Raw genomic sequence first — 25051 nt, forward strand, 5'->3', positions numbered from 1 at the left:
GCCGGTTCCACCACAGTTGCGTGTCGCTCGGAGATGCATATCAAACCTCTCTGGTCGCGGGCGGCGGACGTTGCCTAAAGCCCGAGTTGGGGACTTTTCGCACTCAATCTCGACACCGATGTCCCCTTCTGGAAAGCGAAGAAGCAATTAGCCGCCGGGACGGCGACTTGTCTTCCTACTCACGTTTGATCCTAAGCGCGTGAGGTTTTGGGTTGGTGAGCCTTACCGCAAGGGTACACGCGACGCTCAATCGTCGCCATCGTCGGCAGAGACGAGTTCGATGTCAGGTTTCGTCGGATTGTCCATTCCGTGACCGAGGAAGTAGTCCGGCCACGGCGGCTGATTGTACCCAGCGTTTTGGCGAGCAATTCCCGTCCGATACATCGGGTTGTGCAACAGCGTGTACAGTCGGTGGTCGGTCTCATGGGGCGTTGCGTACAGACGCAGCGCTCCACTATCATCAGTCCGCCAGATCACTTCCTCGCGCCAGTCGCCCACGATATCTCCTGAAAGGCATGGATTCCCCTTCGAAGAGTTGTTCGAGCGTGTTCCCTCGAACGACTTCAAGAGATCCAGTTCTTCGGTTTCTGGGTTCCACTTCTTGATCCAGCCGACACCATACCCTTCATCCCAGCCAAGGAAATCGTGGTCCAGCAGTTCGCGGTGCAGGTCGCCCGTCCACCAGACCGCCGAATTAATCGAGTTGATGGGATTCTCGCGTATCTGCTTACCGCGAGCGGTATACGTGCCCAGTCCGTCGCTTGAGAGAGGCTGGCCACCCCAGGCTTCCGCTCCCTGGTAGTTCGGATCGATATCAGCGACCAGCGCTCTGCCCACGTCGGCACCATTCCTGATAGCCCAAATGTATTCACCCGTCTCCGCGTCCCGCATCGACAAGCTCGGTGCGCCCTCAGAAGGATACTCCGCTGGGACGAATATTTCTAATCCTTCACGGTTAGGAATAAAGTCCCCGCAGTGGATGGCATCGGGGGTCTGCATACTCGTGGTATGCAGACCGGTACCGTCGTGATCGATGACTGCACCCCCAAAGACGATCTCGTCCTTGCCATCGCCGTCGACATCCGTAGTGTCAAGAGTGTGTGCGCCTTTCCCCTCGTAGTTGGGATTCGGAGTATCATCCTCGGTGTCGAACACCCACCGAGTCGTGAGTTCGCCGTCGCGGAAGTCCCAGGCGGCGAGCATCGTCTTTTCATAATACCCCCGCGTCATCACAATGCTCGGGCGTTCGCCGTCGAGGTAGGCGGCCCCCGCGAGGAACCGGTCGACGCGGTTGCCGTAGCAGTCGCCCCAGTCGCAGGGATCTCCACGTGCCGGCTCGAAGTCCTCTGTCGCGAGTGCCTCACCCGTCTCGCCGTCGAAAACAGTGAGATACTCCGGTCCTTCGAGGATGTATCCGCTGTCGTTGACCCAATCAGCATCCGGGTCGCCGATGATGTTGCCAGCCCCGTCTTCGGTGCCGTCAGCTGTCCGCACCACAAACTCCGACTTGCCGTCGCCGTCGAAGTCATACACTAAGAACGGCGTGTAGTGGGCACCAGAACGGACGTTCTGGCCGAGGTTGATCCGCCAGAGGTGCTCGCCCTCCATCGTGTAGGCGTCGAAGAGGACATCGGTCGTGTCCCCATCAAAAGAATTGTCTAGCGCTAATCCGTCCCACTTCACGACGATGTCGAGCGTGCCGTCGCCTGTGAGGTCACCGACGCTCGCGTCGTTCGCGCTGTAGGTGACCATAGTATCGTCGTTTGGATTTTCCACGGGGGCAGGTTTGTTGAGCGGGATTTCCTTATACTGGTCGTCCCAGACCTCGACGGACTTGGACATACCGGGTTTGCGGTCGCTGTCACCGTCATCACGTGTTCCGTCGGCCCGACCGTTGCCAACCGTTCGAACCGCGTAGGTTGAGTCAGTCGTACCGTCCGGGTCAAGGTAGTTGGTGCTGTCGGTGATCGGTTTGTTGTTCACCCGCTCACCGTCACGGTACAGGTGGAATCCGAGGTTCGCGGGTTCCGTCCCGAACAGACGCCATCGGACGAGCACTCCGTCTTCCGTTGGGACGGCCACAAGACCCCGATCAAGCGCCTCCATCTGACGGGGGGATTCGCTTCCGTCACTCACTTTCTTTCTGTCAGACTGGTCGTTCCGACCGTCAGAGATTGCTGCAGTGACACTACCTGTTCCGAACACCGCCGTCCCGACAGCGATCCCGCTGAGGAAATCGCGTCGATACTGGCGATATCGCCTCTTGTTCGAGTTAGTCATTGTCTTTTGAACCGCACTTTCTTGTTGTATAATCCATTATAATAAACGTTTGGGTAGCGCAACCGAGATCAGTGCTTCTGAAAGGTATTGTCGGGTCTCATCCGTTATGTCTCGTCCAACTCATAGAGTTCAGACTGTTCGTTGCTGTCGAGATGCCGCTCAGCGCGCTCTGCACGGACGTGCCCTCACCGGAGTGGTATTTTCCCATGGACCGTACCCAAGTCAATCACTTTCACTTCGGTTCAATGCAATCCAGTTTGTTCGAATAGGTGTAAATTCTATATGATAATTAATTTTATTGTATTTCGGAGGGATATTTAGTTGCTTCATAGCAGGTAGCATTCTACCACTAACAGGTTGTATTACAGACATGGGTCTGTAAGAGCATCTACCTGAACCTCCGTGAGGATAACAAACGCTGTCCGACAGTACCGGATGGATATAGTAGATGATCTATTACAATGGTAGTGATAGATACTCGTAGAAATATTCCGTCTGAGTCGAAGTATTTGATTCAGTTCTGAATCTATCGAATATTGTGGGACAGTTCAAAAACCAAGCTCGGAGCAAAAGCGAATATGGTTGTCCGGTATGATCGTATGAGATCTCTATGTTACAACAGCATATGCGTAATGAAGAGACACAGCCCACCGAGTAGGAGCAGCAGAGGATCATTATCCGCAGAACTACACGATCTTCGACGATGGCTGGTAAACGCAGAGATCGAGGTCACGAGCGTTCTTCAGATTTCTTTGGGTGCACCGCCGCTATGCCAATCGCCCGCCGTGCAGTCGAGGAGTCGATCGCCTGCAGGCGTTTCGATCGTGAGGCCTTCCTCAGTAGCGGTGAGTTCCGGGAACGGTTCCCAGTCGGCCGTGGGGTCCGGGCTAGCCATAGTGGCCGACGCAATCCACTGTTCGCCGGGTTCGTATGTTTCTCGTAGCGTCGGTACAACCGTTCGTGGGTGGGCAAGATTCGTGTTGGGTTCCTCCGACACGACTGCTGGCGTGCGTTCGGCAAACAGATCGGAGATCCCACTTACGCCGTTTGGATACGTTGCGAGCGCCGTTGTCCCGTTGGTGTCGTGGGAGAACGCCGACGCGTCGTCGTCACCCGTCCGGTCGAGTGCGAACCCACCTTCCTCGGCGTGGACAGTGCGTTCGGTCTCGAGATGGTGAATGCGCACGTGTCCCGCTGGTGCTGGTGCCAGCCACGTCTCGACACTCACGTCGTCCCACGGCTCCCACCGCGACGCGAGCGTCGATCTATCCACCATTGTTCCCGCAACTGAGGATGGGATCTTAAACTGTTCACCGTCAAGGCTGAGTGCTAAGGAGCTGTCGTGTCCCGCCTGTCCCGGGCCGGGCGTCCGACCAGCGACGGAGAAACCGAACTCCGTCGAATACGCGAACTTCGAGTATTTCTCGCGCCCGTGGACGCTGTCTTGGGGGAGCGAGAGGGCAACGAGATGGTCGTCTCGACAGATTACTTTCCCTGCCTGAGGTTGAACGACTCGTTCAGGGAGGGACGGCAGCGGCTGCTCCTCGGCCTGCCAGAAAGGGTGGTCCGGTTCGAGCGCGAGCGGAAGAAACGCCTTCATCGCCCAATACGGGGAGTTGGGTGAGTTGTACGACTCCGACGGCTTCAACGTGGGATACCGGTAGCCGACTGATAGGAGTCCCCCATCAGTGAAGATCGGCTGGTTCAGCCACCACCTGACGTTGCGCGCCCAGACGCCCCTGATGACGCCCCATGGAAGCGGCTGTAGACCGGCGAACGCCAGCGCGCCCCAGAACGCGGCTTGTGCGAAGCGGTAGGTCAGGCTTCGCCCGTATGGAAGTGCCCGGCCGTCGTCGTCGAACCAATGGAGGTGGCTGGTTGCGAACGCTTCGGCCCGACTTCGGAATCGGTCCGCCCTGTCCGGGTCCGCATCGGTGCACATCGCATAGACGAGCCCGTAGAAATGCATGGCCCACGGCAGATAGTAGTCGATCGGACTCTCTTCCGGTCCGTCGGTGTACCAGCCGTTGCCGCAGTGGAACGACTCCAGCCTGTCGAGCGACGACTGCGTGAGTACCCAGTCGTGACACGCACCGACCGATCGAAGTCCCATGTTCACCATGACGCGGAAAAACAGCCAATTGCAGTCGTGGAGTTGGGCGTCGTTGATCCCATTCAGCCACGCGACCAACCGTTCCCGCTCGACCTCGGACAGCGGCTCCCAGAGGTGTTCTGGCGTCATCGTGAGTCCGACACCGATGGCGGCCATCTCGACGTGCTTCTGTGAGAAGTCATCCGCCTCCCCCCAGTACTCCTCGTGGGATGGGTCGGTGCCGTTGACGAGTCCTCGCCGGAGCATCGACCAGCGATCGAACCCCCTGTGGACGCCCAGCGGGACGATCCCCCACAGCGGCCGCGCGAACCCCTCCAATTCGGCCGAAACGTCCGGAAAGTGAGCGCCGGACGCGGTCGGCCTAACCCTCGCTTTCCCCGGGCTGAAGTGGGCAATGAGTGGCTCGAACAACTGTTCGACGGCCCGTCCGAAATCCTCGCGGGTCTGAAGCGGATTGTCCGCTACCGGATTCATACGTCACGTATACTAATCCAAGAGATAAATATATTATCATTTCGGTAAAGTGAGTGTTCAGTCGCCCGAACGAGTCCCTCTACGTAGAAGGAATCGTCCCAAATGCAACGACGAAAGCAGCTTCTCCATTGAATGGAGTTTAGGGACTATCTGAAAAAAATCGTGTCTAATGGTGTCTTTAGTACGATCGAGGCGTCCGGTTATGTCGACCGAGAAATGAGTCGGTTCGTCACTACTGTAAAGTGGACTGTTCGCTCTCTCCCGGAAATGAGTTCTGACTACGACTGTTTTCCGGCGGTGGTGGGAAGGAATGGGTCGTCAAAGGAGCATAGAATTACAGACGTACGCCTGTAATCAGAGCGAATCGCTATTCTGGGGCAGGCAAGCATAGCGTATCACGTCTCCGTGATGACTCATCCGTCATCACCGAATTGCGGGTGCAGCTATGAGCAAACGGTGGTCTCGTGACGATTTGGTTGCGATCGTTCAGTTCCGAAATACCGTTCATACGACTCTTTCAGGGCTACGTTTCGTCTGATCCCGTCCGGCGCTACGACCCATCACTGAAACATAATAAATAATTCAATGGATCCGGTTGTATCGGACAGCTACGAGCCGACCACAGTGACTCGTACCGCTCCAACCGTGACGTGGATTCGCAGTCGGAATACGTTCATCGCGGACCGATATCGGAGTGCAGGACCGTCATCAGCCGTACAGGTTTCGATGCCCGTCTGGTCATACCGGACGGAGATACCACGGGGAAATACGCTAACAGTTCGCCTGTCAGCTACAACACGGCTATCCCGGCTCTCAAAGCTATCGAGAGATACCAGACGTACTCACCGATCTGGTGGCCGAGTACGGCAAACGCCTCGCAGTCTAAAATGGCGATACGCCCGTTCGCACACGACACGCAAGGTCAGGGGCGTGCAGTTCGATCACGTTTTGACGGTGGATTCTCGGGGACCGAGGTACGTCTCACGGTCACAGTCGGTGTAAACGACGATCCGATCCACGATGAGACCTGGATCTAATGCTCGGAGTTGCAGGGTGTGGCTCCCAAGCGTCTCGATCTCGTGTGTCGTTGTCGTTATCGTGGCTCCACGGAGAACGTTCCGTTGCCACTGTGGATCGTGTTCATCGCCGTCGGGATCGATCGAAACAACCGCTCTCTCGCCGCCGTCGATGGAGATAGCGTACCGTAGCGATCGTCGTTCGTTGAGTGGCTGTGTCGGAACGCACTGCACCTCGACATCGACCGAGCCGACCGTTGATACCTCAATGTCGTATTCTAACAGTGGTACAGCATCGCTGTCCGGACTATAGCTCGGAAACGTCGAGGGGGCAACGGCGATAGTCGATCCTGAAACGCGTCCCGGCACATCACACCGGTCCCAGGCGCTTCGATCGCCGTCGTGAGCCCGACTGTAGTGCTCCGCCTCGATTGCGACGGTTCCGTTCGTCTCCAAAAACGAACCACGAGAATCGGTGGACGGCGAGGCTACTACGACGCGAACAGTCTTTTCGATGCCGCCGCCATCGATCGTTACCTCACCACTCGTGTGCTGATTCGGGGCAGTATCCCAATTTATCCCGACCCACAGTCGGCGTTCTCCCGCAACGGTTCCGTTGGTTGTCTCGATCTCGATCCACTCCACATCGGTCTTCACAGACCAGTCAACCGGATCCTCGCCGCGAGTAAAAACGTCGATAAAGCGTTCGGGATCGCTATCGGGATCGAACGTCGGCAACGACGGCGGTGTGCGCTCGTCACCGCGAACCGGCTCGAAGTGACCCTCTGCGGCGACGCCGAGTGCAGCCCCCGTTCGTGGCGTTACGCGCGCCGTGGCGGGAGCGTCGAACACGGGTAATTCGCGTGGCTGATGTGACTGCATCCCCTCCCACTTGCCCCCACACAGGTCTTCGTTGTAGTACTGTGTCTCCGATTCGATTCGACGGTGGGCGCGCTCGGCCAAGGTGGCGTAGCAATTTGCTGTCGTACGACCTTGTGCAGCGTACAGACGGCTTCGAGCAGCATGAAGATACTTTTTCGACATCCACGCGGCACAGCGTACCTGATACAGAACCAATTGATAGAAGCTTGGTTGGCGCTCCAGTGGGAGTGTCTCAGACACAGACTCAGCCAGTTCTACGAGGCGTTCGAACGCGTTGATCCGCCGACGTGCTTCATCACCTTCTCGCACGAAACTGAACGCTGGTTCATCCGGACCTGTATCCGGGTACACCCTCGACCAGCCCATGTGTTCGGGCTTTCGGGCGAGCGCCAGCCGATAATATTCAGCAACGATCTCAGCGATATCGTCGGCATGAGCGCTCCCAAACTCGCGACCTGCCCAATCCCGTAGCCACTCGTCGCTCGAAACGGACCGGGTAGCCTCGACGTTCCACGCGAGGTCGAGGGCGAACTCCAGTTCGGTTTCAGTCGGCTTGATGTCGCCGACGTTTATTATCCAGCACTCACGAGCGCCCGCATCATACGCTTTCACCAGTTCGGTCCGGACGAGGCCAAGTGGGACGCTCGACAACCAGAGATAATCGTGAGGTCGACCCCAGTAGGAAAGATGATAGTACATCCCAGACCCTCCCTTGCGGGTTCGCTCGGCGTCAGTCGGAAGCGTTCGAACGTAGCCATGATTGTCGTCCGACCACAGCAGACAGACGTCTTCGGGAACGTCGAGACCACCGCGATACACGTCGAGGGCCTCCTTGTACGGACAGAACACCTGCGGTATCTCCTCGACGGGTCGATCGTGAACATCGGCTAGCAGTCGCCGCTGATCGTCGATCACTCGTTGGAGCAACTCGACCCGCTCTGCTCGGGTGTCTCCGCCCGCCATACCGGAGTCGTGGATCCCGCGCATTCCAAGGGTGAAGATGTTCTCGTGGTCCGCTACGGATTCGACACGAGAGCGCCAGTATGCTAGAATCTGTTCGCGGTTCGTCGCATAGTTCCAGTCACTCGGCGGATCGTCCCACTCGTCGACGTTGTTTCTGTGCAACGGTTCACAGTGTGACGTTCCGACGATGATCGCGTACTTTTCGGCGACGGTCGGGTTCTTGGGGTACTGGTAAAACGCCTTGGTACCGGGGTGCATCGCTGGCCAGATGGTGTTCGCCTTGAGACGCAACAGCAGTTCGAAAATCTGAGCGTAGGTCGTCGGCCCGATTCCGGGTCGGTCCTCGGCTTCTTCGGGAGCGAACGTCTCCGATGCCCACGGACGTAACCCGAAATCCTCGTCATTGAGAAAGATTCCTCGATAGGGTACCGATGGAGGTCCAAAGCTGTACGTCCCCGACTCGACGACGACCGCGTCGCGCTCCGCAATCGAAACGTCCGCCCACCAGTACCAGGGCGAGACACCGATCTGTTTTGACAGCTCGTACACGCCGTAGGCCGTCCCTCGGCGGTCGTTCCCGGCGATCAGTACACACGACTCGACGTTCGAAAGTGGTCCGTCGACCGTCTCGATAGCAACCGTCTCGATGACGAAGCACTCCCGTTCGTCCGCCAGCGTTCCGGCGTCAACATCGCTCACCTTCAGACACCGCTCGACACCCACAGAGTGGCCAATCGTCCCGACGATCACAGCGGCTCCCGAAAGTTCATCAAGCGAGCCGGTAATCGTCGGGCAACGTCCGGTTACGCGTTCGATATCGTCACGAAAATCGGCTGTCGCAATGTTCGCAACCTTATGGTCATCTTCATCAACGTATATATCAGCGATGGTGTCTCCAGCCACGATCGGAACGTTGCCGTCTGACAGAGCGTCGGTTATCATAGCGATTAATATCGCACTTGATACGAAGGGATAAAAAAGTCACGGCAGGGCCGCTGTCAACATTCGAGAATTACGATCGGCCAGTTCGTTCACACAGTAACCTTTGTCATGGATGAACGTGAACCACTGGTATGATGTCAGAAGAAACGTTTATCGACGTGCTGTGTCGATTCCGTCAGCAGTTTCGCCTCCTGTTCATGGTTTCAGTGCTGTCGGTACTCATTTTGGGAACTGCGTTGACGATCATCGAGAGCGGAACTGGCACGTACGTTATCACGGTACTACAACTCGTAACGCTGGTCGTGATTGGCTCATTTTCGTTCGGGATGATGCACCACTGCACCGGGAAAAACGAGTGAGTACACCCCATATCGTGAAGCTGAAACCCAACTGGAAATATCCCGTTATAATTGTCGTTGCCAAAATATATATGAGTGTGGAATATATGGATAGCCTGTGGGGAAGATGAACAAGGATCATCGTCATCTGAGTAGACGTACATTTATCGGGGCTAGCGGCGCAGCGCTTACGACAGCACTCGCTGGTTGTCTGGGTGATAGCGGCAGTGAAACATCCACATTCGCCACGGCATTCGAGGGCGGGCGTCCACCGACGGAGGTTCATTTCAATCCGTGGAATCCATCGAACTACGCCCAAACGTACAGTATCTACTGGATTCAGCATACCACTTCTGCACACGGTGACGGATCGGTTTCTTCGAGTTTCTTCGAGAAACTGAGCGTCGATGGAGCGGAAGTCACGATCAAGTTCCCGACGGACTGGGGTTACTGGAACGGCGACGACATCACCGCCGAGGATTATCTGGTCGAGGCAGAAATCGACCGATACCAAGACCCGGAGGGATCACCTATCAAAAGCCACGAACTGATCGATGACTACACCGTCCGTCGAACGTACAAGAACGAAGTCTCACCGACCGTTGCGAAACTGAACGCCGGTTACGGGATGGCAGCACCAAAATCGGTCTTTCGGAAATATCTCGAACGGTATCGGGACGCAACTACCAAGAGTGAGCGGCAGGCCGTCACCGACGACCTCCTCAAGATGACTATCTCGACGGAGACGTTCGTCGAGGAGGGACTCGGCAGTTCATTGTTCAAAATCGAGGATTTCAACTCCTCCGAGACACTCGCTGTAAAGCAAGACGATCATCCGTGGTCGGATCGGACGAACATCGAGGAACTCCGCGTGCTGCCGAACGTCGAATCCGGAACCCAAGTCGAGCAACTCGAAAAGAGCAACGAACTCGACATGACGCAGTACATCACCGAAAATCAGCGCTCGGAGTACCCCGATAATCTCGAAAACGTCTACAAACTGAGCCACTACAACTGTCAAAAGTACATTCTAAACTGGAACAACGAACATCTCGGGAACCGATCAGTCCGACGGGCGATCATCGCAGCGATCGATATCCCATCGATCGTCAACGCAGCAACCCAGACCGGAATGCTCGCGTCCCCAACTCAGGTCCAGACGGGAATCCGAGAAACCATCGAGGACATGTATCTTGGGAAAGGGTTCACCGATCAACTCATCCAGTATCCGGTTAAAGCCGACAAAGAGAGAGCACGCACGCACATGGAAGACGCGAACTATTCGATGACCGATGGAACGTGGGTCAGTCCGGACGGCACAGCCATCTCTTTCGACATCATCACCCAATCAGCCGTCTCCCAGTCCCAGCCGACGAAGGTGTTCAGCGATCAACTGAACGAGTTTGGCATGGAGACGAACATGAACGCGATCGGTCAAGACTACTACTCGAAACTCCAAGAGTGGGAATTCGATATCGCCTGGATCTGGCATGTTGCGCTGCCGTTCTGGCATCCGACGGCCTACTTCTCGAACAACTTCTATGGAATCCTCGCTGGAGATCCGGACAGCGGTACCGATACCGGGCCGACTGGTGTGCCGTTCTCGACTGAGATCCCCAAAGAGGTCGGTGCAGAAACAGTCGGGAGCAACGGCGTTCAAATCAATCCCGCACAGCTCATGAACGACCTGAACGCCGCATCGTCCGCAGAGGAGACGAAAACGATCACCCGGAAACTCGTTCGGTGGGTCAACTTCGACCTGCCATCGATCATACACATGCAGGAGAATCGGGGTTTCGGTGGCGATGTCAGCAACTTCAGCTTCCCAAATCCGGACGAAACCCGGCTTGATCGGCCGAATCCCGGCCCATGGGCCTTGACGAGTGGATTGATCTCGGCTAAGTAGAAATTCATAAATTTTCATCCATGAAAACGACGAATTTACCTAAGGATCGGCCATGAGAACGGATTATCTCGCAAAACGGGTTGCACAGGCAGCGCTGACGTTTTTTGTAACGGTGACGCTCACGTTCGTCCTGTATCGGATGATGCCAGGCGGACCGACTGAAGCCCTCCGAAACGTTATTCTGCAACAACAGATGGGCACTGGCAACACGATTGATCCGGCCCGGGTTGAACGGTTAGTCGCACAGTATACGAATCTACAGAGCGATGCACCGATGTACAAACAGTACATACAGTACATGAGCAGTGTTTTTCTCGAGCAGGATCTCGGTGAGTCGCTGTATGAGGACGCGTCCGTGACATCGCTGCTCGCCGAACGAATTCCGTGGTCTATGCTCATCAGCGTCTATGCCATGGTAATCGGATACACTGTAAGCATCGTACTTGGTGCCGTGATGGCCTTCAAAGAAAAATCTCGATTCGACTCGATCTCATCTATCGTCGTGATTGGTCTCAACTCCACGCCGTATTACGTCGCAGGTATCTTGCTTATTTTCTTCTTCAGCATTCGAAATGAGATTTTCCCAACAGGTGGTCGAGTTGGCCTTGGCGTTGAAGAAGGGTTCAATATACTGTTCATGCAGAGCATCGCGTATCACGCCGCATTACCGGTACTATCGATGAGTATTCTCGGACTCGGAACGGCGTTGACAATGCGGGGTAACGCTGTTCGCGTGCTCGGGGAAGATTACTTGCGCGTCGCAAAGCTACGCGGACTTCGCAACTCCCGTATCGCGACTCAGTACGTAGGGCGAAACGCCATCCTGCCGATGTACACGCAGTTCATGATCGGAATCGCCGGAGTACTCAGTAGCTCCGTCATTGTCGAGCAGATCTTCTCCTATCCCGGCGTCGGGTTGTTAGTGTACGACGCCATTCAGGTGCGAAACTACCCCGTGCTCATGGGATCGCTCATCGTGTTCACCCTCGTAACGATCGTTGCGATCTTGATCGCGGATCTGACGTACGGATTCATTGATCCCCGAATCTCCTCTGGAGGCACCGATGAGTAGCGAACGGTCCGACGATTCGGACGGACTCGGTGACCTCTTCGACGCTGATACTGATCGCGAAACGGTTCCACAGACGCAGCGCCTCAAGCGGCAGTTCGATCTGTACGTCGCTGCGCCGTTCCGAGTCGCAATGACCGACTGGCGAGCGATCGTGGGAACGGCGATCATCCTCATGTTCGTCCTGATGGGAACAGTCGGTGTGTGGCTGGTCGACAAGCCCACCAGCGGTGACGCGCCGGTTCTCGAACCACCGTTCCAGAACCCGAGCTACGTTCTTGGGACGGATACCTTCGGGCAACCGATCGGGGCACAACTCATTCATGCGACGCCGGATATGTTCCGGATGGTGTTCGCTGGAGCGGTCGTGAGCGTCGGCGTTGCGGCGCTAGTCGGCGTTCTTTCGGGGTTTCGCCGCGGTTCGACGCTTGATACGATACTGATGATGATAACGGACATCATTATCACTATTCCGGGCCTTCCGCTGGTAATCGTTCTCGTCGCCATCTTCCAACCAGGAAATCCGTACGTGATCGGCGTTCTCCTGGGGCTGGACAACTGGCCTGGGTTAGCGAGAACCGTGCGTTCGCAAGTACTGAGCATCCGTGAGGAATCCTACGTCGAAGCATCACGGATCATGGGCATCTCGACAGGGACGATTCTCCGCCGGGACGTGATCGCTCAACTGATGCCGTACATAACGGTGAACTCGGCGCTGGCGTCTCGACGTATCATCTTCGAGTCCGTCGGGCTGTACTTCCTTGGTATCCTTCCGTTCACGACGTTCAACTGGGGCGTCATGATGAACATCGCGTACGAGGGGAACGCACTCAACCGCCCAAGCATGTACCATTTTCTTGCCTTCCCGTTATTGACGATCTTCCTGATGTCGTTCGGACTCGTGTTGTTCTCACAGGGGATGGATAGCGTGTTCAACGTCCGGCTTAGAGCGCGCCACTCCGCAACGATCGACGAGGGGGACTCAGACTCATGATCCGATCGACCGAGAAAACTACCAGTAGCGGTACTAACACTGTGATCGACAAGCCACTACGACAACACAACGAATGAGTAACACAGACACGATCGTCGAGGTCTCGAATCTCGACGTCACGTTTCAGATGGATCGTGGACAGTCACACGTCGTGCGCGATGTCAACCTTGACGTTGCTCGCAACGAGACGCTCGGTATCATCGGCGAAAGCGGAAGTGGGAAGTCCATGCTCGCGTCGTCGTTTCTCAACGCCGTCATCGATCCCGGCGTCTCGACCGGTAAGGTCATGTACCACCCGGAGGACGGAGCACCGGTTTCCGTTTTAGAGCTGTCTGACTCCGAGCTGGATCGATTTCGCTGGGAAGAAGTCGCCATGGTGTTTCAGGGGGCGATGAGTTCGTTCAATCCCGTTACGAAGATCCGCACACAGTTCAGAGAGACCCTGCAAGATCACGGCCGTGATATCCCCGCCGGGATGGACCGAGCGCACGAACTCTTAGAAAGCGTGTATCTCGATCCGGACCGAATCCTCGACTCCTACGCTCACGAACTCTCCGGCGGCATGAAACAGCGCGCACTCATCGCGCTGAGTCTGCTCCTCGAACCGGACTTACTCGTTCTCGACGAACCGACAGCCGCCCTAGACCTGCTGATGCAGCGATCGATCGTCACGCTCTTGGATGAACTGCAGACGGAATACGATCTGACACTTGTGTTTATCACCCACGACCTCCCGCTGTTGACAACGCTTGCCGACCGCATTGCCGTCATGTACGCGTTCAACCTCACCGAGATCGGAACGACGGACGAACTGTTGTACAACGCTTCACACCCATACACGCGTGCACTCCTTGATGCGACACCGGATCTGAACGTCCCGGTTGACGAAATGAGCATCATCAAGGGGAGCAAGCCAGACCCGGTCGATCGGATCTCGGGATGCTCATACAGCCCCCGGTGTCCGATAGCCGATGATCGGTGTCGATCCGAAGAGCCGCCGATGATGACAGTCCGTGACGCTCACGAATCAGCATGTTTCTACTACGACGACGCCCCGGATGCCGTGCCGATCAGTGCCGCCCCTGATGAACGTCCATCGTCTGGGAGAACCACTGCGACTGAGGGGCGAGATAACTGATGTCCTCCGAACCGATGCTTTCGATCGACGATGTTTCCGTTGCGTTCACCGACGGTGGAGGCCTATTCGATATTTTCAGCGACTCCGAGACGGTCAGAGCAGTCAACGACGTGTCCCTCACCCTCGGTGAACAGGAAACGCTCACGCTCATCGGTGAGAGCGGCTGTGGAAAATCAACGCTCGGCAAGACGGCAATCGGTGCTCAACAGCCGACCAGCGGAACAGTGCGCTACCGCGGACAGGACATCTGGAAGGCCCGAAACGACGCGGGTTCCGCTTCGATTCCCTTCGATGAGATCCGGTCCGCACTCCAGATTATCCATCAAGATCCCGGCAGTGCGCTCAACCCAAATCAGCGACTCCGTACTTCGTTGATGATTCCCCTGAAACAGTGGTATCCCGATCTCAGTCGTGAGGAACGAGTAGAACGCATTCATACGCTGTTCGAACAGGTCGGGATGTCACCGCCCGACGATTACCTGAACCGGTATCCTCACCAACTGAGTGGGGGAGAAACCCAGCGTGCGGTTCTCGTTCGGGCGCTACTGTTGAATCCCGATGTTATCCTCGCTGACGAAGCGATCAGTGCACTCGATGTATCCTTGCGAGTCGAAATGATGGATCTCATGCTGGAGTTACAGGAACTGTTCCAGACCTCGTATCTATTTATCTCACATGATCTCTCGAATGCGAGATACATAGCAGAAAAGTCAGGTGGACGCATCGCTGTGATGTATCTCGGCGAGATCGTTGAGATCGGATCTGTAGATGAAATCATGGAAAACCCACAACATCCGTACACGAAGGCGCTCCAATGGGCGACGGCAAACCTTTACGACGACGGGGGTGATGCGACGTTCCCGTTACGGAAAATAGATGTCCCAGATCCGACAGATCTTCCGTCAGGGTGTCACTTCCATCCACGTTGTCCAGAAGCCCGCGAGGTGTGCCAACGCCAGCATCCAGAACGGATCTACATCGACGATGAGGAAACGAACTACGCTCGGTGCTTCCGAGCGGACGAACAGCACGAGTACTGGAACAGTCCCGAAATAACGTCCGGGTCATCGGTTGACTCCTCATAAGAATCGTTTAGACGAAACAGCATGGCTGATACCACTGATACGGAACCGTCTCAAGCATCGAACGCCGAACGGTATCGATCTATGACTCTTCCGGGGGGGCAGGGATTATGGCTATCGACCGGCGTCGGAATCGCGTTGCTTCTCGCCGGTATGTTCGTCTTCGAAGGAACGATGGCCGGAGTGCTTGGCCTGTGGGGTGTCTCACTCCTCGCTACATCCATCGCCGGATACGTCATGTATCGCCTCTGGTACCAGTACGGTTCGTAAGAGCTGATTGGAACAGGAAAGTCGAGTCCCCGGCGACGGTCGATGCCGGGCGTTCGACTGTCAAGGGTGTCGATGGCGTCCCTCGTCAGCCCATCAGTCGTCAGTACGCTCCCGTCAGCACCAGTTCAGTACCGTAGCCATCGCCTCGTCGGCGTCGCTAGTAGGCGAGAATTCACAGCCAACGTAGCCGTCGTACTCCGTCGCCTCAATCGCCTCAAAGATATTCTCATAATCGAGTTTACCGGTTCCCGGTTCGTGCCGACCAGGAACGTCAGCTACGTGAATGTGACCAATACTATCGATGTGCTCGGTAATGTTCTGGATGACGTTGCCCTCTGTGATCTGTTGGTGATAAACATCATAGAGCAGGCGAACGTTCGGTGAGTCGACGGTGTCGATGATCTCGTATCCTTCCTCAGACGTTTCGAGGTAGTACCCTGGATGATCGACCGTCGTATTCAGCGGCTCCAGAACGAGCGTCACGCCTGCTGCTTCGGCGTCGGGCGCGACCCGCGAGAGGATGTCAACGACTGAATTGTGCTGTGTGGTCCGGTCCAGTCCGTCCTGGTTCGGTCCAGTCGTCACGATGAGTGAGAGCATCCCGAGGGAGGCGGCCATTTCGATCGACTCTCGAACGGTCTCGACGGCGTCGTCGGCTACGCTGGGATCGGTGAGTGTCCCGCCCGCGACGCAGCCGACGATCGGAATATCCGCATCGGCGGCAGCGTTCTCGATGTCATCGAGGTTCTTCTCCCGCCAGTCCCAGAACTCGACGGCGTCAGCGCCTGCCTCGGCGGCCCGCGTAATTCGCTCGTGGAACGGCTCGTCGTCGTACACCATCTCTACGCAAACGGAGATGTTCGGCATTTATTCGCCCTCCGTCGGCACGGGTGTCAGTGCGCCGGATTCGACCATCGCTTCGAGTGGATTGTCGTCGATGCTCAGCGGGAGGTCGACGCGACCCCGTCGGCGGGCGGACTCCCACGTGGCGAAGATCAACTCGGTCGCGTTCAGCGCATTCTCAGCGCAGAGTTCCGGTTTCTCCGCAGCTTCGAGACAGCGAACGTTCTCAGCGATGGCGCGGTCGATGAATTCCCAACTGTGCAGGCCGTCATCGGTCTCGACCGATTTCCACTCCTCGTCACCAGCACGGCGGATTCGCAACGTCGGTAACTCCTCTCCGTCCTTAGTGGAGGGACCGAGTTCGATCGTGCCGCGGCTACCAACCAGACGATGGTGGCAACTGACGACGCCTGCCGGACCCCTACCGTCGGTGCAGTCGCTCGTTCCGAGACCACTAACGCCGTTCTCATACTCCCAAAGAACGACAGCCTGATTCTCGTTGTGCGAACCGAAGAGGATGTTCTCCTCGCTGTATTCGATCTGACCGAGTGCCCAGTCGCCGGGCACTTCGTCGTTGAAGTAGTTACAGAGGTCGAAGGAATGAGATCCGTAATCGAAGATACCGGCCGGGGACGCGAACTCGATCCGCTCTAGGTCACCGATCGCACCGCTGTCGAGCAACTCCTTTGCCGTTCTGACTGCGTCACTGAACCGCCGCTGATGGTTGAACGTCAACTGAACGTCGTGACGACGTGCCTCCTGAGCCATCAGGTGTGCTCCACCGTAACTGTCGGCCATCGGCTTCTCACAGTGAATCGCCTCAACGACGCCCGACCGAATGCAGTCGATCGCGATTCGAGCGTGGACTGCTGGCGGCACACACAGGGAGATGATGTCGGGGTTGACTGCCTCGAACAGTTCATCGTACGCCTCGAAAACGTTTCTGTTGTCGATGTCGAACGCCTCGGCGAACGTCTCAGCATTCTCGCGGACGATGTCCGCACACGCGATGAGATCGCACTCGGGATGGTTCTCGTAGGCTGTAGCGTGATGGTATGCCATCGCGTAGCCGTCTTCATCGGGGTTGTCCGGTTCTGTGCCAGTACCGATAACAGCGACTCGGTAACACATGTGTTTTGATAGTAGAGGGCACGTATAATAATTACCCTGTCGTGATGTACCGTATCAGTGTCGTGGATTCGTCCCCGATATACGGATCGCGGTGGCTCGGAACGTCTACGTTTTTGACCAGTCAACTGCTGATAGAGGAAACTGGAAGGAGACCCGACCGATCTACTGCCTCCGTGGGTCGACACTTAGTCTGGTCGGGGGTGTTACGATGACCGCCAGTCCGTGGGGTGCGCGATCGCGTACAACGGATCCCGCTGCAGTCCGGTCGAATCGTGCGTCGCTTTCCAACAGTTCGATGACTCAGAAGTATCCCTTGTGTGATGGGCGTTTATCATGAAATAAGTCAACTGTCATATCACTATCGTCGAAAACCTACCTAGACGGCTGGAATCAACATCACCCAGCTGATCACGCTTGTTTTTGGATTGTACTCGATGTACTTCATTCTGAAAGGGCTAATCAGAATGATGCTCGGGGCTGACAGTGCGGGGGCGACGAAACTGATCGGGAGTGATGGTATCCGTCGGACGGAGGTAACGCCATGGTATGGACGTGATTAGGCGAGAGGTGGTATCAACTCATGGGTTGCGGCACTTTTGCTGGTGCCCGTTTCGGTGTTCCTTAACGCAGTGGGGATTAATGGCGTAGATTGTTTGTTGAGATCAGCCAGTGAGTTGTTCGTTTCCTTGATCCACTACCGGAATAGTTTCCTATCTGATGTCTATTACATACGAGATGGTTGCAGTAATTTATATGTCAAAACTGTCATCGTCACGGTTCACCCCACGTATCTTTTCGTCCACGTGGTTGGTGGAGAATTCACGTGGGGAAGACAATCAGAATTGAAAGGGTGGAGGTATTAGAAACTACGGCAGTAACTGATTTGAAACTCGTCTTGCTGTATTAAATCGCGGTTATATGACAAAAATTCAGAATTCATAATAGCGAACTGCAGAGATTTGGCCGTTTACGGAAAATCCGAGGCGAAAGCCTCGCCCTTTCAGGCGTTCGCCGTCCGGCTCCACGCGACCGGTTATTCGCTCAGAGAGACAACTTCGATTCTGGCTGAATTCGGCGTCGAACGCTCTCACGGAGCGGTCTGTAACTAGGTACATCGGATTGCTGACAGCGTTCCCGACCCGCCGACGCTTCGCCGTCGCGGGTCGCGGTCGACGAAACCGCTGTCAAGATCAACGGCGAGTGGTCTTGGTTGTACGCTGCAATATACCTCGACACAAAGTTAATTCTCGATGTGGCGTTGTTTGGACAGCACCGATCCAGCAGCTGCGTTTCTGTCTGGCCTCGACGAGAAACACGATCTTTCAGACACAGTGTTTCTCGTCGATCAGTTCGGCTATCGGACTGCCCTCTCTCGACTCGGGTTGAGCGGCCAGGTCGACTACACCGAGCGAAACCTCATTGAGAAATGGTTTCATACGCTTAAGATGCGGGTCGGCCGCTTCCATAATGTGGGTGGGCAGTCGGCGGAGCGTTCGCCAGTGGCTTGCATTATTTGCGCATTACTGCAACCATCTCAGACCGCACCAATCGCTCGACGGATGAACGCCGGTCGACGAGGTGCTAAACTAGACTGTGCCGAGTGAACCATCCACTTGTCTCCCGTCGGAGAGAGGAGCACGCCGACCCCAATGCCGATGAGCACTCCGTTGATGATATGTCCGCTCTTATTCACTACAGTATTAATTTAATTATAAATAATAATGAATGTATGGGCATCAAGGGGATGACCGACTCCGGTGGTTGCGTGCGTGGAACTACATCCACTATTATCACCAACCGACCGCCTTGCACGAGCTCGTCGAGTGAGCACTGCACTGTGCGCTCACCGCGTGAGGGAGACCGAAAAAAGAATCAGGAGAACTGCGAAAGAAGAGTCGAATTCGTTCGTGACTGTCGTGAGGAGTTCGCGGCCGTCACGCAAGCGGTCCAATATGCGAAACCGCTGCCTCGCTGAAGCCAATGCTGCCATGACTGTTCTCGGGCGAGACAGCGCACTGGTTCATCAACGGGATCGAGTGCGTACACGAATCGATCCTCGCCGCCGTCGAGGTCTGGGCCTGTCGTGTAGATGGTCCCACCAACCGCTGTCACATCGGAGAATTCGGCTCCTACCGGCGCGTCGATCCGCTACAATCGTTCCCCAGTGGCTGCGTTCACAGCGACCATAGCTGCATGCGATGGGTTATCATCATCAAAAATATTGAAGCGAACGGGAGCAAATACGACACCATCCATTACTGTCGGGCTCTGAACATCGGAGCCCATCGACTCTGGGACTCTGTCAGGCACCTCGGCTGAACTCCCAGTGAATGGTTCCGTCGGCTGAATCAAGCGCCTACAACCCATCGCCAGCGGCGTACACTGTCCCGTCGACGACGCAGACGGAATCGCGCTCGTGCCACCCGCCGAGCCCCTCTTTCCATGCTTTCGTGATCTCCCCTGTTGGTCCGATATCGGTTGCGAAACGTGCGTTATAAGCTGTGTTTCCTGCTGGGTGTGTCCATTGCTCGTTTCCGATCGCCTCCGAGGCTGCCTGTGTAGGAGCGCTTGCACTGGAGAGGACACCAGCACCGGCGACTGTGCCCACCGTTCCAGCGAGAAAGACTCGTCGGCTGACGAGGATCCGCGAGAGAGTCCGCCGACTGATCCCGGTGCTCTGGGCGACACTGTACCTGCAGGAACTCCTCGATGTCGGGGACGAGATAGCCGTCGTCGTCAGTGCCTATCAAAATACAGATGAGCAAGATGAGTGGCTTGAGGCTTGACCCCCGAGGTGGTTCACCGACACAAGGGCCCGTGCGGTTCTGACTGTGGTGGGTGTCCACGGGTCCCCATCTGTGAGGAAAGCGACGTGACGACGATACTGTCCTGACGACACACCTCAACAAGCCGGACTAATCAGAAGAGTTGCTCTCGAACCGACTCACCTCGGCTGGTTCCGAAGCTGTCTTTCATCGCTCCGGTGGTAACGCGAGGAGGATCTTTGTGGTAGTAAAATCGTAAGCAGTAGACGTTCTATCGTGTGCATACTTATCTAATCGGTACCTTTATTAGGATGCATTAGGAAACCACAACCGTAGTCTGTTGTCACCAGAGGCGCGGCCGCTTTGCGGGCGCGCCCCGGAGGGGCGTTCCGTCCGAAGGACGGAACGTCCCGAAGGGCGGACGTAGTCCGCTCAAAGGGCGCGGCTTCCAAGCCGCGCCCTTTAATAGCCTGCTACAGCAGGCTTGGATGAATTCCTAATATGGTTTTGAGTGGTTTTTGGAGGTAGCTAGCCGTCTCTGAACGATCGCTTCGTTCCCTTATTTTGATCTTCACTCGGTGCGAGGTGTGTGTCTGGTGAACCGCCTGTCCTCTCGTTTGGGTCTTCACTCGGTATGAGGTGTGGGTGAGATACAGCGTTATAGCTTATAAAGCAGTCTAAATCTGACTCTCGACGCATTTGCCGCTGGAATATTCGGGTTCACTCGGTATGAGGTGTAGGGAGAAGATTATCGATCGCTTCGCTCCTTTGTTTTGATCTTCACTCGGTGCGAGGTGTGTGTCTGATCAATCGTCGCCGCTTCTGTACGATCTTCACTCGGTATGGGGTGTGGGTGAGTTATCGTGTTATAGCCTATAAAGCAGTCTGAAACAGGTCTATGTTGTCTCTATCATCAAAATATCCGAATTCACTCGGTATGAGGTGAGGAAGATTTATCTGGTCTTGTATTCATGCCATGATATGGATGATGGATTAACCGACAATATATATCAAACAGGAGATATTTTCTCAAACCGGGAGCTTGTGCGTGTCGGGTACGTTCCTAAACTAAGCCGAATCGTTGGGAGAGATGATGAGGTCCGTGAGGTTGGTGGTGCGCTCGGCCCCGCGATACAAGGAGGGCCACCAGAAACATGCATTATCTACGGAAAGACAGGTACGGGAAAATCACTCGTTGCGAGGTGTGTGACCCGGGGGGCTGTGAAACGAGCGCAGGATAACGGACATTCGTTCCAGTACTGCTATGTCGATTGCTCTGACTATCAGACAGAGGCCAAAGCTAGTCGTGAGATGGCCCGTGGTCTGGAAGAACAGCTCCATGCGGACAAATCAATCCCACGGATTGGTATTGGGGCCGCCGATTACCGTGATATAACATGGGAACTGCTCTCTGAATACGACATTGACTCTTTTGTCGTTATCCTTGATGAAATTGACAAACTGGAGAACGATGAGATTCTCCGCAGTGTATCACGCGCTAAGGAATCCGGAAAATCGAAAACAAATATCGGAGTTATTTGCATCAGCAACAAGATCGAATACCGAAAACGGTTCAGCGAGCGTGTTGATTCAAGTCTTCAGGAAAACGACCTCGTATTCGATCCATATGATGCTCACCAGCTCCGGAATATTCTTACGAATCGTAAAGACGCGTTTAAAGAGGGTGTCTTGGAGAAGTCCGTGATTCCAAAGATAGCTGCTTCGTCAGCACAAGAGCATGGCGACGCTAGAAAGGCCGTTGACACGCTGTATGAGGCTGGCCGTCTCGCAGAAAAGGCGGGCGCTAGCACAGTCACCAATGATTTCGTTGATGAAGCCTTAAAGAAGGCAGAAGCGAATCGATTTAAAGAGCTAGTTTCCGGACAGCCACCGCAGGTGAAGCTGGTCTTGGCAGCGCTAGCATCACTAACGAAGGCACAAGATCGAGACCAGTTCAGAACTTCAACGGTCTACGATTGGTATAAGAGAGCTGCTGCTGAAGAAGGGAAACAGCCGCTCAGCTACGATCGAGTATCTAAGCTTCTTCGAGAACAAGGTTTCTTGGGTATCACCGAGAGTGAGCACACGGGTGGTGGATATGGTGAGGGAAGCTACATGGTGCATCGGCTACTTCGTGATCCCGACATCGTCGTTGAGGCACTCAACGATGCCAGCTAGTGGGTGTGCCTTCGCCAGTAAGTGTTAGTTCCGCTGTTGGGCATACGCCTAGAGAGAGTACCGACTACCGAGAAGACTCGTCTCATATTCTTTCAGTCAGTAGCGAAGACCGTGGTCTGTGGGCATCTGTGATTCAGATTTTCAGTCGGTGTTGGATGGCTTCGTAGGTTCGACATCGGTGTCGATTGCGTCTCCGTATTCGCTATTGCCGACAGTTACACCACCCGGTGGGGTGACGGTGTCCAAGAGATCACGAATGATATCAACTGGCAAGCGGTCACTCAACTCTGCTTCAGTGCTCAACACTAGCCGGTGTCGAAGCACCGGGAGGGCCAACGCTTTCACGTCATCGGGAATCACGTAGTTCCGTCCATGGATTGCCGCCCGTGCTTTCGAAGTGTGGAGCAGAGCTAGCGTCGCACGAGGTGATCCGCCGTAGACGAGATCTTGATGTGTTCGAGACGCACTCACGAGCGATTGGACGTAGGACTTGATGGACTCCGCAACGTGAACGGTTCGCACTTGTTCACGAGCAGCCAGAATATCCCTGACGGTGACGACCTGGGAGAGGTCTGCTGGATTGAGGCCCGGTGTCTCGTTAAAGCGGTCTATGAGCCGTATCTCATCCTCATCAGAAGGAACGTCAACGATGAGTTTGCACTGGAATCGGTCGCGTTGAGCTTCGGGAAGTTCGTACGTGCCTTCCATCTCGATAGGATTCTGTGTAGCAATTACCATAAACGGCGTCGGCAATGAAAGCGTGTCTCCTTCGATCGTGACGGTCCTTTCCTGCATTCCTTCGAGCAGCGCACTCTGTGTTTTCGGTGTCGCACGGTTGATTTCATCGGCAACGAGCAAATTCGTGAAAATCGGTCCCCGTTGGAGGCTGAAATCACCGGTCCCTTCTCGATAGACGTGAGAGCCTGTAATATCCGCTGGGAGTAGATCAGGCGTCATCTGAATCCGATTGAACTCAAATCCGATCGCGTGCGCGAATGCGTTTGCAATCGTCGTTTTGGCGACGCCGGGAACCCCTTCAAGAAGAATATGGCCTCGCGTGAACAGCGAGGCAGTGATTCCTTCGATAATATTGTCATTACCAATGAGGATCGTGTTCATCTCCTCTGTGAGCGCAGAGTAGACTTCTTGGGGATTCATCCTTACCAGGGCTTCAGCGCCAATACGGATAAATCAATGGTTAAAGAGATGAAAATAATACTACTAGTTACTTGGATCGTTCTTCACGGTACGCCGTGACGATACGTTGGATACGCACAGCATCCCAGTTGGGGTGTTGCTCTTGTAGATAGGAAACCATCGCTGATTCAGACATTGAGGAGAACTGCCCGTCTACTCGATCCGGTGGCTGGTCACTACACCGGGCCATGAGCGCGTTCCACCGTTGAGTGACGCCACTTGGTCGCTGTGTCCACAGAAGGATGAGTGAAAGACATCCACACCCAACGAGAAGTTGCCACAGTGCCGACTCTCGAATGATCAAGACGGCGAGTTTGAGGGGTGGTATTTGGGACGTGTGTGAGTAATCGAGCACCACCGTTCCGTGATTACCGATGACTGCCCGGACAAACGCCCGGTTTCCCGGTCGGTCCAGCATGGTGTTGATCAAGACGCTCGGATCACTAACGACGAATACTCGTCCTGCACCGATCTGTTCGACGGTGGCGACAGGCATCGAAGAAATCGTTTCGTCGTCGTCGAGTTTTTGATTCTGATTTACATCGAGATAACCGTACTCGGACGTGTCAACGAGAACGGTCGCACCTCGTGGCGACACTACCGTGCCGTGATTGAGCGTGAGCGCTGAAACGTTCGAGACAAGCGACTGGTTCGAGACGTTGTCCGCAATTGGCATGGCTGGAGAGCGGTAGTGGCGACGCTCGTCTCGGATTGGACGACCGTCGAGACGGGCATCGGTTCCGAGCATCGAGAGTAGATGATTCGTCTGCGTCCTGTAATCACCCGCGACGAGAAGCGTTCCACCACGCCGAATAAATCGTTGCAGACGAACTCGGTCGGCAGTGGAATACGTCTCATCGGGTGAGAGAATAATCCCAACGGTATCGTTTGGGTTGACCTGCGAATAGGCAGTCGTCTCGTGGGCGACTTGTGGATTCGCTCCGGTGCCTTCCGTGACGCTACGGAGATTGCTCGTCCCATCCCATGCATCATTATATATACCAAATGTGGCACCTGATGTCGATGCTGCAAAGAGGAGACTCACTACGATCAGGAGAGTGAACCCGCCAAGGACAACCGTTGGCATCGAATAGTCGGTTGATCGCTTCACGCTTAGAACACCCCCGATGGCAGAATCGCCAGAATTCGGCGAACGACGATGATAGTGAAGACGACAAACCCAACCAGAATGAACCACTTCAGCCTTCGCTGCCACGCCGGCGTCACATTGAACGGGGCGGTGAGTTCGACGAGAACGAGCAATCCGATGAACGAGAGGACGAAAAACAACTCCAGAGAGAGAGACTGCAAAGCCGCTAATACGAGAATGGATACGAGCATCCACGAAATTTGTACGTAGATTAACCGTTGACGTTGTTGAGTTATCATCTATATACCCACACAAAAAGCGAGTTTACTAAAGTATCGATCTTGGGCACTCGCCACATCTGGTGGCTTCGAGCCGGTCAC

18 protein-coding genes and 1 pseudogene are annotated in these 25051 nt (G+C 55.3%); 9 read left to right on the plus strand and 10 right to left on the minus strand.

Annotation, left to right across the window (positions count from 1 at the left end; genetic code table 11):
- Positions 1 to 246: 246 nt before the first annotated feature.
- From EIK79_RS12415 to EIK79_RS12425, 3 genes are all read right to left on the minus strand, one after another.
- Positions 247 to 2106 carry a rhamnogalacturonan lyase gene (locus tag EIK79_RS12415; protein WP_124955586.1) on the minus strand — a complete coding sequence of 620 codons (1860 nt, stop codon included), beginning with the start codon at positions 2104 to 2106 and terminating at the stop codon, positions 247 to 249.
- A gap of 916 nt (positions 2107 to 3022) precedes the next feature.
- Positions 3023 to 4867 carry a DUF2264 domain-containing protein gene (locus EIK79_RS12420; protein ID WP_124955431.1) on the minus strand — a complete coding sequence of 615 codons (1845 nt, stop codon included), beginning with the start codon at positions 4865 to 4867 and terminating at the stop codon, positions 3023 to 3025.
- A gap of 941 nt (positions 4868 to 5808) precedes the next feature.
- Positions 5809 to 8670 (minus strand): glycosyl hydrolase 115 family protein, encoded by a 2862-nt coding sequence (locus EIK79_RS12425; protein ID WP_124955432.1) that lies wholly within the window; start codon positions 8668 to 8670, stop codon positions 5809 to 5811.
- Between the two features lie 131 nt (positions 8671 to 8801).
- Between EIK79_RS12425 and EIK79_RS12430 the strand changes: the two genes are divergently transcribed.
- From EIK79_RS12430 to EIK79_RS12460, 7 genes are all read left to right on the plus strand, one after another.
- A complete protein-coding gene (locus EIK79_RS12430; RefSeq protein ID WP_221621748.1) occupies positions 8802 to 9029 on the plus strand; it encodes a hypothetical protein in 228 nt (75 codons plus the stop codon).
- Positions 9030 to 9135: 106 nt separating this feature from the next.
- On the plus strand, positions 9136 to 10914 hold the full coding sequence (locus EIK79_RS12435) for an ABC transporter substrate-binding protein (protein ID WP_124955433.1): 1779 nt from the start codon (positions 9136 to 9138) through the stop codon (positions 10912 to 10914).
- 52 nt (positions 10915 to 10966) lie between these two features.
- Positions 10967 to 11986 (plus strand): ABC transporter permease, encoded by a 1020-nt coding sequence (locus EIK79_RS12440; protein ID WP_185715621.1) that lies wholly within the window; start codon positions 10967 to 10969, stop codon positions 11984 to 11986.
- Positions 11979 to 12977, plus strand: coding sequence for an ABC transporter permease (locus tag EIK79_RS12445; RefSeq protein WP_124955434.1), 999 nt, complete (start codon positions 11979 to 11981; stop codon positions 12975 to 12977). The genes EIK79_RS12440 and EIK79_RS12445 overlap by 8 nt, the downstream gene beginning before the upstream one ends.
- A gap of 73 nt (positions 12978 to 13050) precedes the next feature.
- Positions 13051 to 14115: an ABC transporter ATP-binding protein gene (locus tag EIK79_RS12450; RefSeq protein WP_124955435.1), complete on the plus strand. Its 1065-nt coding sequence runs from the start codon at positions 13051 to 13053 to the stop codon at positions 14113 to 14115.
- The gene (locus tag EIK79_RS12455) at positions 14115 to 15200 is read left to right on the plus strand and encodes an ABC transporter ATP-binding protein (RefSeq protein WP_124955436.1); all 1086 of its coding nucleotides are present in this window, start codon (positions 14115 to 14117) and stop codon (positions 15198 to 15200) included. The genes EIK79_RS12450 and EIK79_RS12455 overlap by 1 nt, the downstream gene beginning before the upstream one ends.
- A 21-nt stretch (positions 15201 to 15221) precedes the next feature.
- The gene (locus tag EIK79_RS12460) at positions 15222 to 15467 is read left to right on the plus strand and encodes a hypothetical protein (RefSeq protein WP_124955437.1); all 246 of its coding nucleotides are present in this window, start codon (positions 15222 to 15224) and stop codon (positions 15465 to 15467) included.
- A 114-nt stretch (positions 15468 to 15581) separates the two neighbouring features.
- Here the strand turns inward: EIK79_RS12460 and EIK79_RS12465 are convergent, their stop codons facing one another.
- On the minus strand, positions 15582 to 16334 hold the full coding sequence (locus tag EIK79_RS12465; protein WP_124955438.1) for a hydroxypyruvate isomerase family protein: 753 nt from the start codon (positions 16332 to 16334) through the stop codon (positions 15582 to 15584).
- Positions 16335 to 17441 (minus strand): Gfo/Idh/MocA family protein, encoded by a 1107-nt coding sequence (locus EIK79_RS12470; protein WP_124955439.1) that lies wholly within the window; start codon positions 17439 to 17441, stop codon positions 16335 to 16337.
- 959 nt (positions 17442 to 18400) lie between these two features.
- On the opposite strand from EIK79_RS12470, the pseudogene EIK79_RS12475 reads away from it, so the two are divergent.
- Positions 18401 to 19004: pseudogene (locus tag EIK79_RS12475) on the plus strand (IS6 family transposase).
- 309 nt (positions 19005 to 19313) lie between these two features.
- Here the strand turns inward: EIK79_RS12475 and EIK79_RS12480 are convergent.
- Both EIK79_RS12480 and EIK79_RS12485 read right to left on the minus strand, forming a co-directional pair.
- Complete coding sequence (locus EIK79_RS12480) at positions 19314 to 19553, minus strand: hypothetical protein (protein ID WP_124955440.1); 240 nt, start codon at positions 19551 to 19553, stop codon at positions 19314 to 19316.
- A gap of 244 nt (positions 19554 to 19797) precedes the next feature.
- Positions 19798 to 20049: a hypothetical protein gene (locus EIK79_RS12485; protein ID WP_124955441.1), complete on the minus strand. Its 252-nt coding sequence runs from the start codon at positions 20047 to 20049 to the stop codon at positions 19798 to 19800.
- 1138 nt (positions 20050 to 21187) lie between these two features.
- Between EIK79_RS12485 and EIK79_RS12490 the strand changes: the two genes are divergently transcribed.
- The gene (locus tag EIK79_RS12490; protein WP_124955442.1) at positions 21188 to 22384 is read left to right on the plus strand and encodes a Cdc6/Cdc18 family protein; all 1197 of its coding nucleotides are present in this window, start codon (positions 21188 to 21190) and stop codon (positions 22382 to 22384) included.
- Positions 22385 to 22525: 141 nt separating this feature from the next.
- Here the strand turns inward: EIK79_RS12490 and EIK79_RS12495 are convergent, their stop codons facing one another.
- The 3 genes from EIK79_RS12495 to EIK79_RS12505 all read right to left on the minus strand — a co-directional run bounded on the left by EIK79_RS12495 (position 22526) and on the right by EIK79_RS12505 (position 24970).
- On the minus strand, positions 22526 to 23542 hold the full coding sequence (locus EIK79_RS12495) for an AAA family ATPase (protein WP_124955443.1): 1017 nt from the start codon (positions 23540 to 23542) through the stop codon (positions 22526 to 22528).
- A 67-nt stretch (positions 23543 to 23609) separates the two neighbouring features.
- Positions 23610 to 24668, minus strand: a complete 1059-nt coding sequence (locus EIK79_RS12500) for a DUF4350 domain-containing protein (RefSeq protein WP_233738145.1) — start codon at positions 24666 to 24668, stop codon at positions 23610 to 23612.
- 26 nt (positions 24669 to 24694) lie between these two features.
- Positions 24695 to 24970, minus strand: coding sequence for a hypothetical protein (locus tag EIK79_RS12505; RefSeq protein ID WP_124955445.1), 276 nt, complete (start codon positions 24968 to 24970; stop codon positions 24695 to 24697).
- Positions 24971 to 25051: the final 81 nt, after the last annotated feature.

Source organism: Halocatena pleomorpha (assembly GCF_003862495.1).
Classification (GTDB): Archaea; Halobacteriota; Halobacteria; order Halobacteriales; family Haloarculaceae; genus Halocatena; species Halocatena pleomorpha.

Bases quoted from the DNA above. Each gene is read 5' to 3' on its own strand.
- EIK79_RS12415 (WP_124955586.1), bottom strand. From the start codon at position 2,106: ATGGAGGCGCTTGATCGGGGTCTTGTGGCCGTCCCAACGGAAGACGGA.
- EIK79_RS12420 (WP_124955431.1), bottom strand. From the start codon at position 4,867: ATGAATCCGGTAGCGGACAATCCGCTTCAGACCCGCGAGGATTTCGGA.
- EIK79_RS12425 (WP_124955432.1), bottom strand. From the start codon at position 8,670: ATGATAACCGACGCTCTGTCAGACGGCAACGTTCCGATCGTGGCTGGA.
- EIK79_RS12430 (WP_221621748.1), top strand. From the start codon at position 8,802: ATGATGTCAGAAGAAACGTTTATCGACGTGCTGTGTCGATTCCGTCAG.
- EIK79_RS12435 (WP_124955433.1), top strand. From the start codon at position 9,136: ATGAACAAGGATCATCGTCATCTGAGTAGACGTACATTTATCGGGGCT.
- EIK79_RS12440 (WP_185715621.1), top strand. From the start codon at position 10,967: ATGAGAACGGATTATCTCGCAAAACGGGTTGCACAGGCAGCGCTGACG.
- EIK79_RS12445 (WP_124955434.1), top strand. From the start codon at position 11,979: ATGAGTAGCGAACGGTCCGACGATTCGGACGGACTCGGTGACCTCTTC.
- EIK79_RS12450 (WP_124955435.1), top strand. From the start codon at position 13,051: ATGAGTAACACAGACACGATCGTCGAGGTCTCGAATCTCGACGTCACG.
- EIK79_RS12455 (WP_124955436.1), top strand. From the start codon at position 14,115: ATGTCCTCCGAACCGATGCTTTCGATCGACGATGTTTCCGTTGCGTTC.
- EIK79_RS12460 (WP_124955437.1), top strand. From the start codon at position 15,222: ATGGCTGATACCACTGATACGGAACCGTCTCAAGCATCGAACGCCGAA.
- EIK79_RS12465 (WP_124955438.1), bottom strand. From the start codon at position 16,334: ATGCCGAACATCTCCGTTTGCGTAGAGATGGTGTACGACGACGAGCCG.
- EIK79_RS12470 (WP_124955439.1), bottom strand. From the start codon at position 17,441: ATGTGTTACCGAGTCGCTGTTATCGGTACTGGCACAGAACCGGACAAC.
- EIK79_RS12490 (WP_124955442.1), top strand. From the start codon at position 21,188: ATGGATGATGGATTAACCGACAATATATATCAAACAGGAGATATTTTC.
- EIK79_RS12495 (WP_124955443.1), bottom strand. From the start codon at position 23,542: ATGAATCCCCAAGAAGTCTACTCTGCGCTCACAGAGGAGATGAACACG.
- EIK79_RS12500 (WP_233738145.1), bottom strand. From the start codon at position 24,668: ATGCCAACGGTTGTCCTTGGCGGGTTCACTCTCCTGATCGTAGTGAGT.
- EIK79_RS12505 (WP_124955445.1), bottom strand. From the start codon at position 24,970: ATGATAACTCAACAACGTCAACGGTTAATCTACGTACAAATTTCGTGG.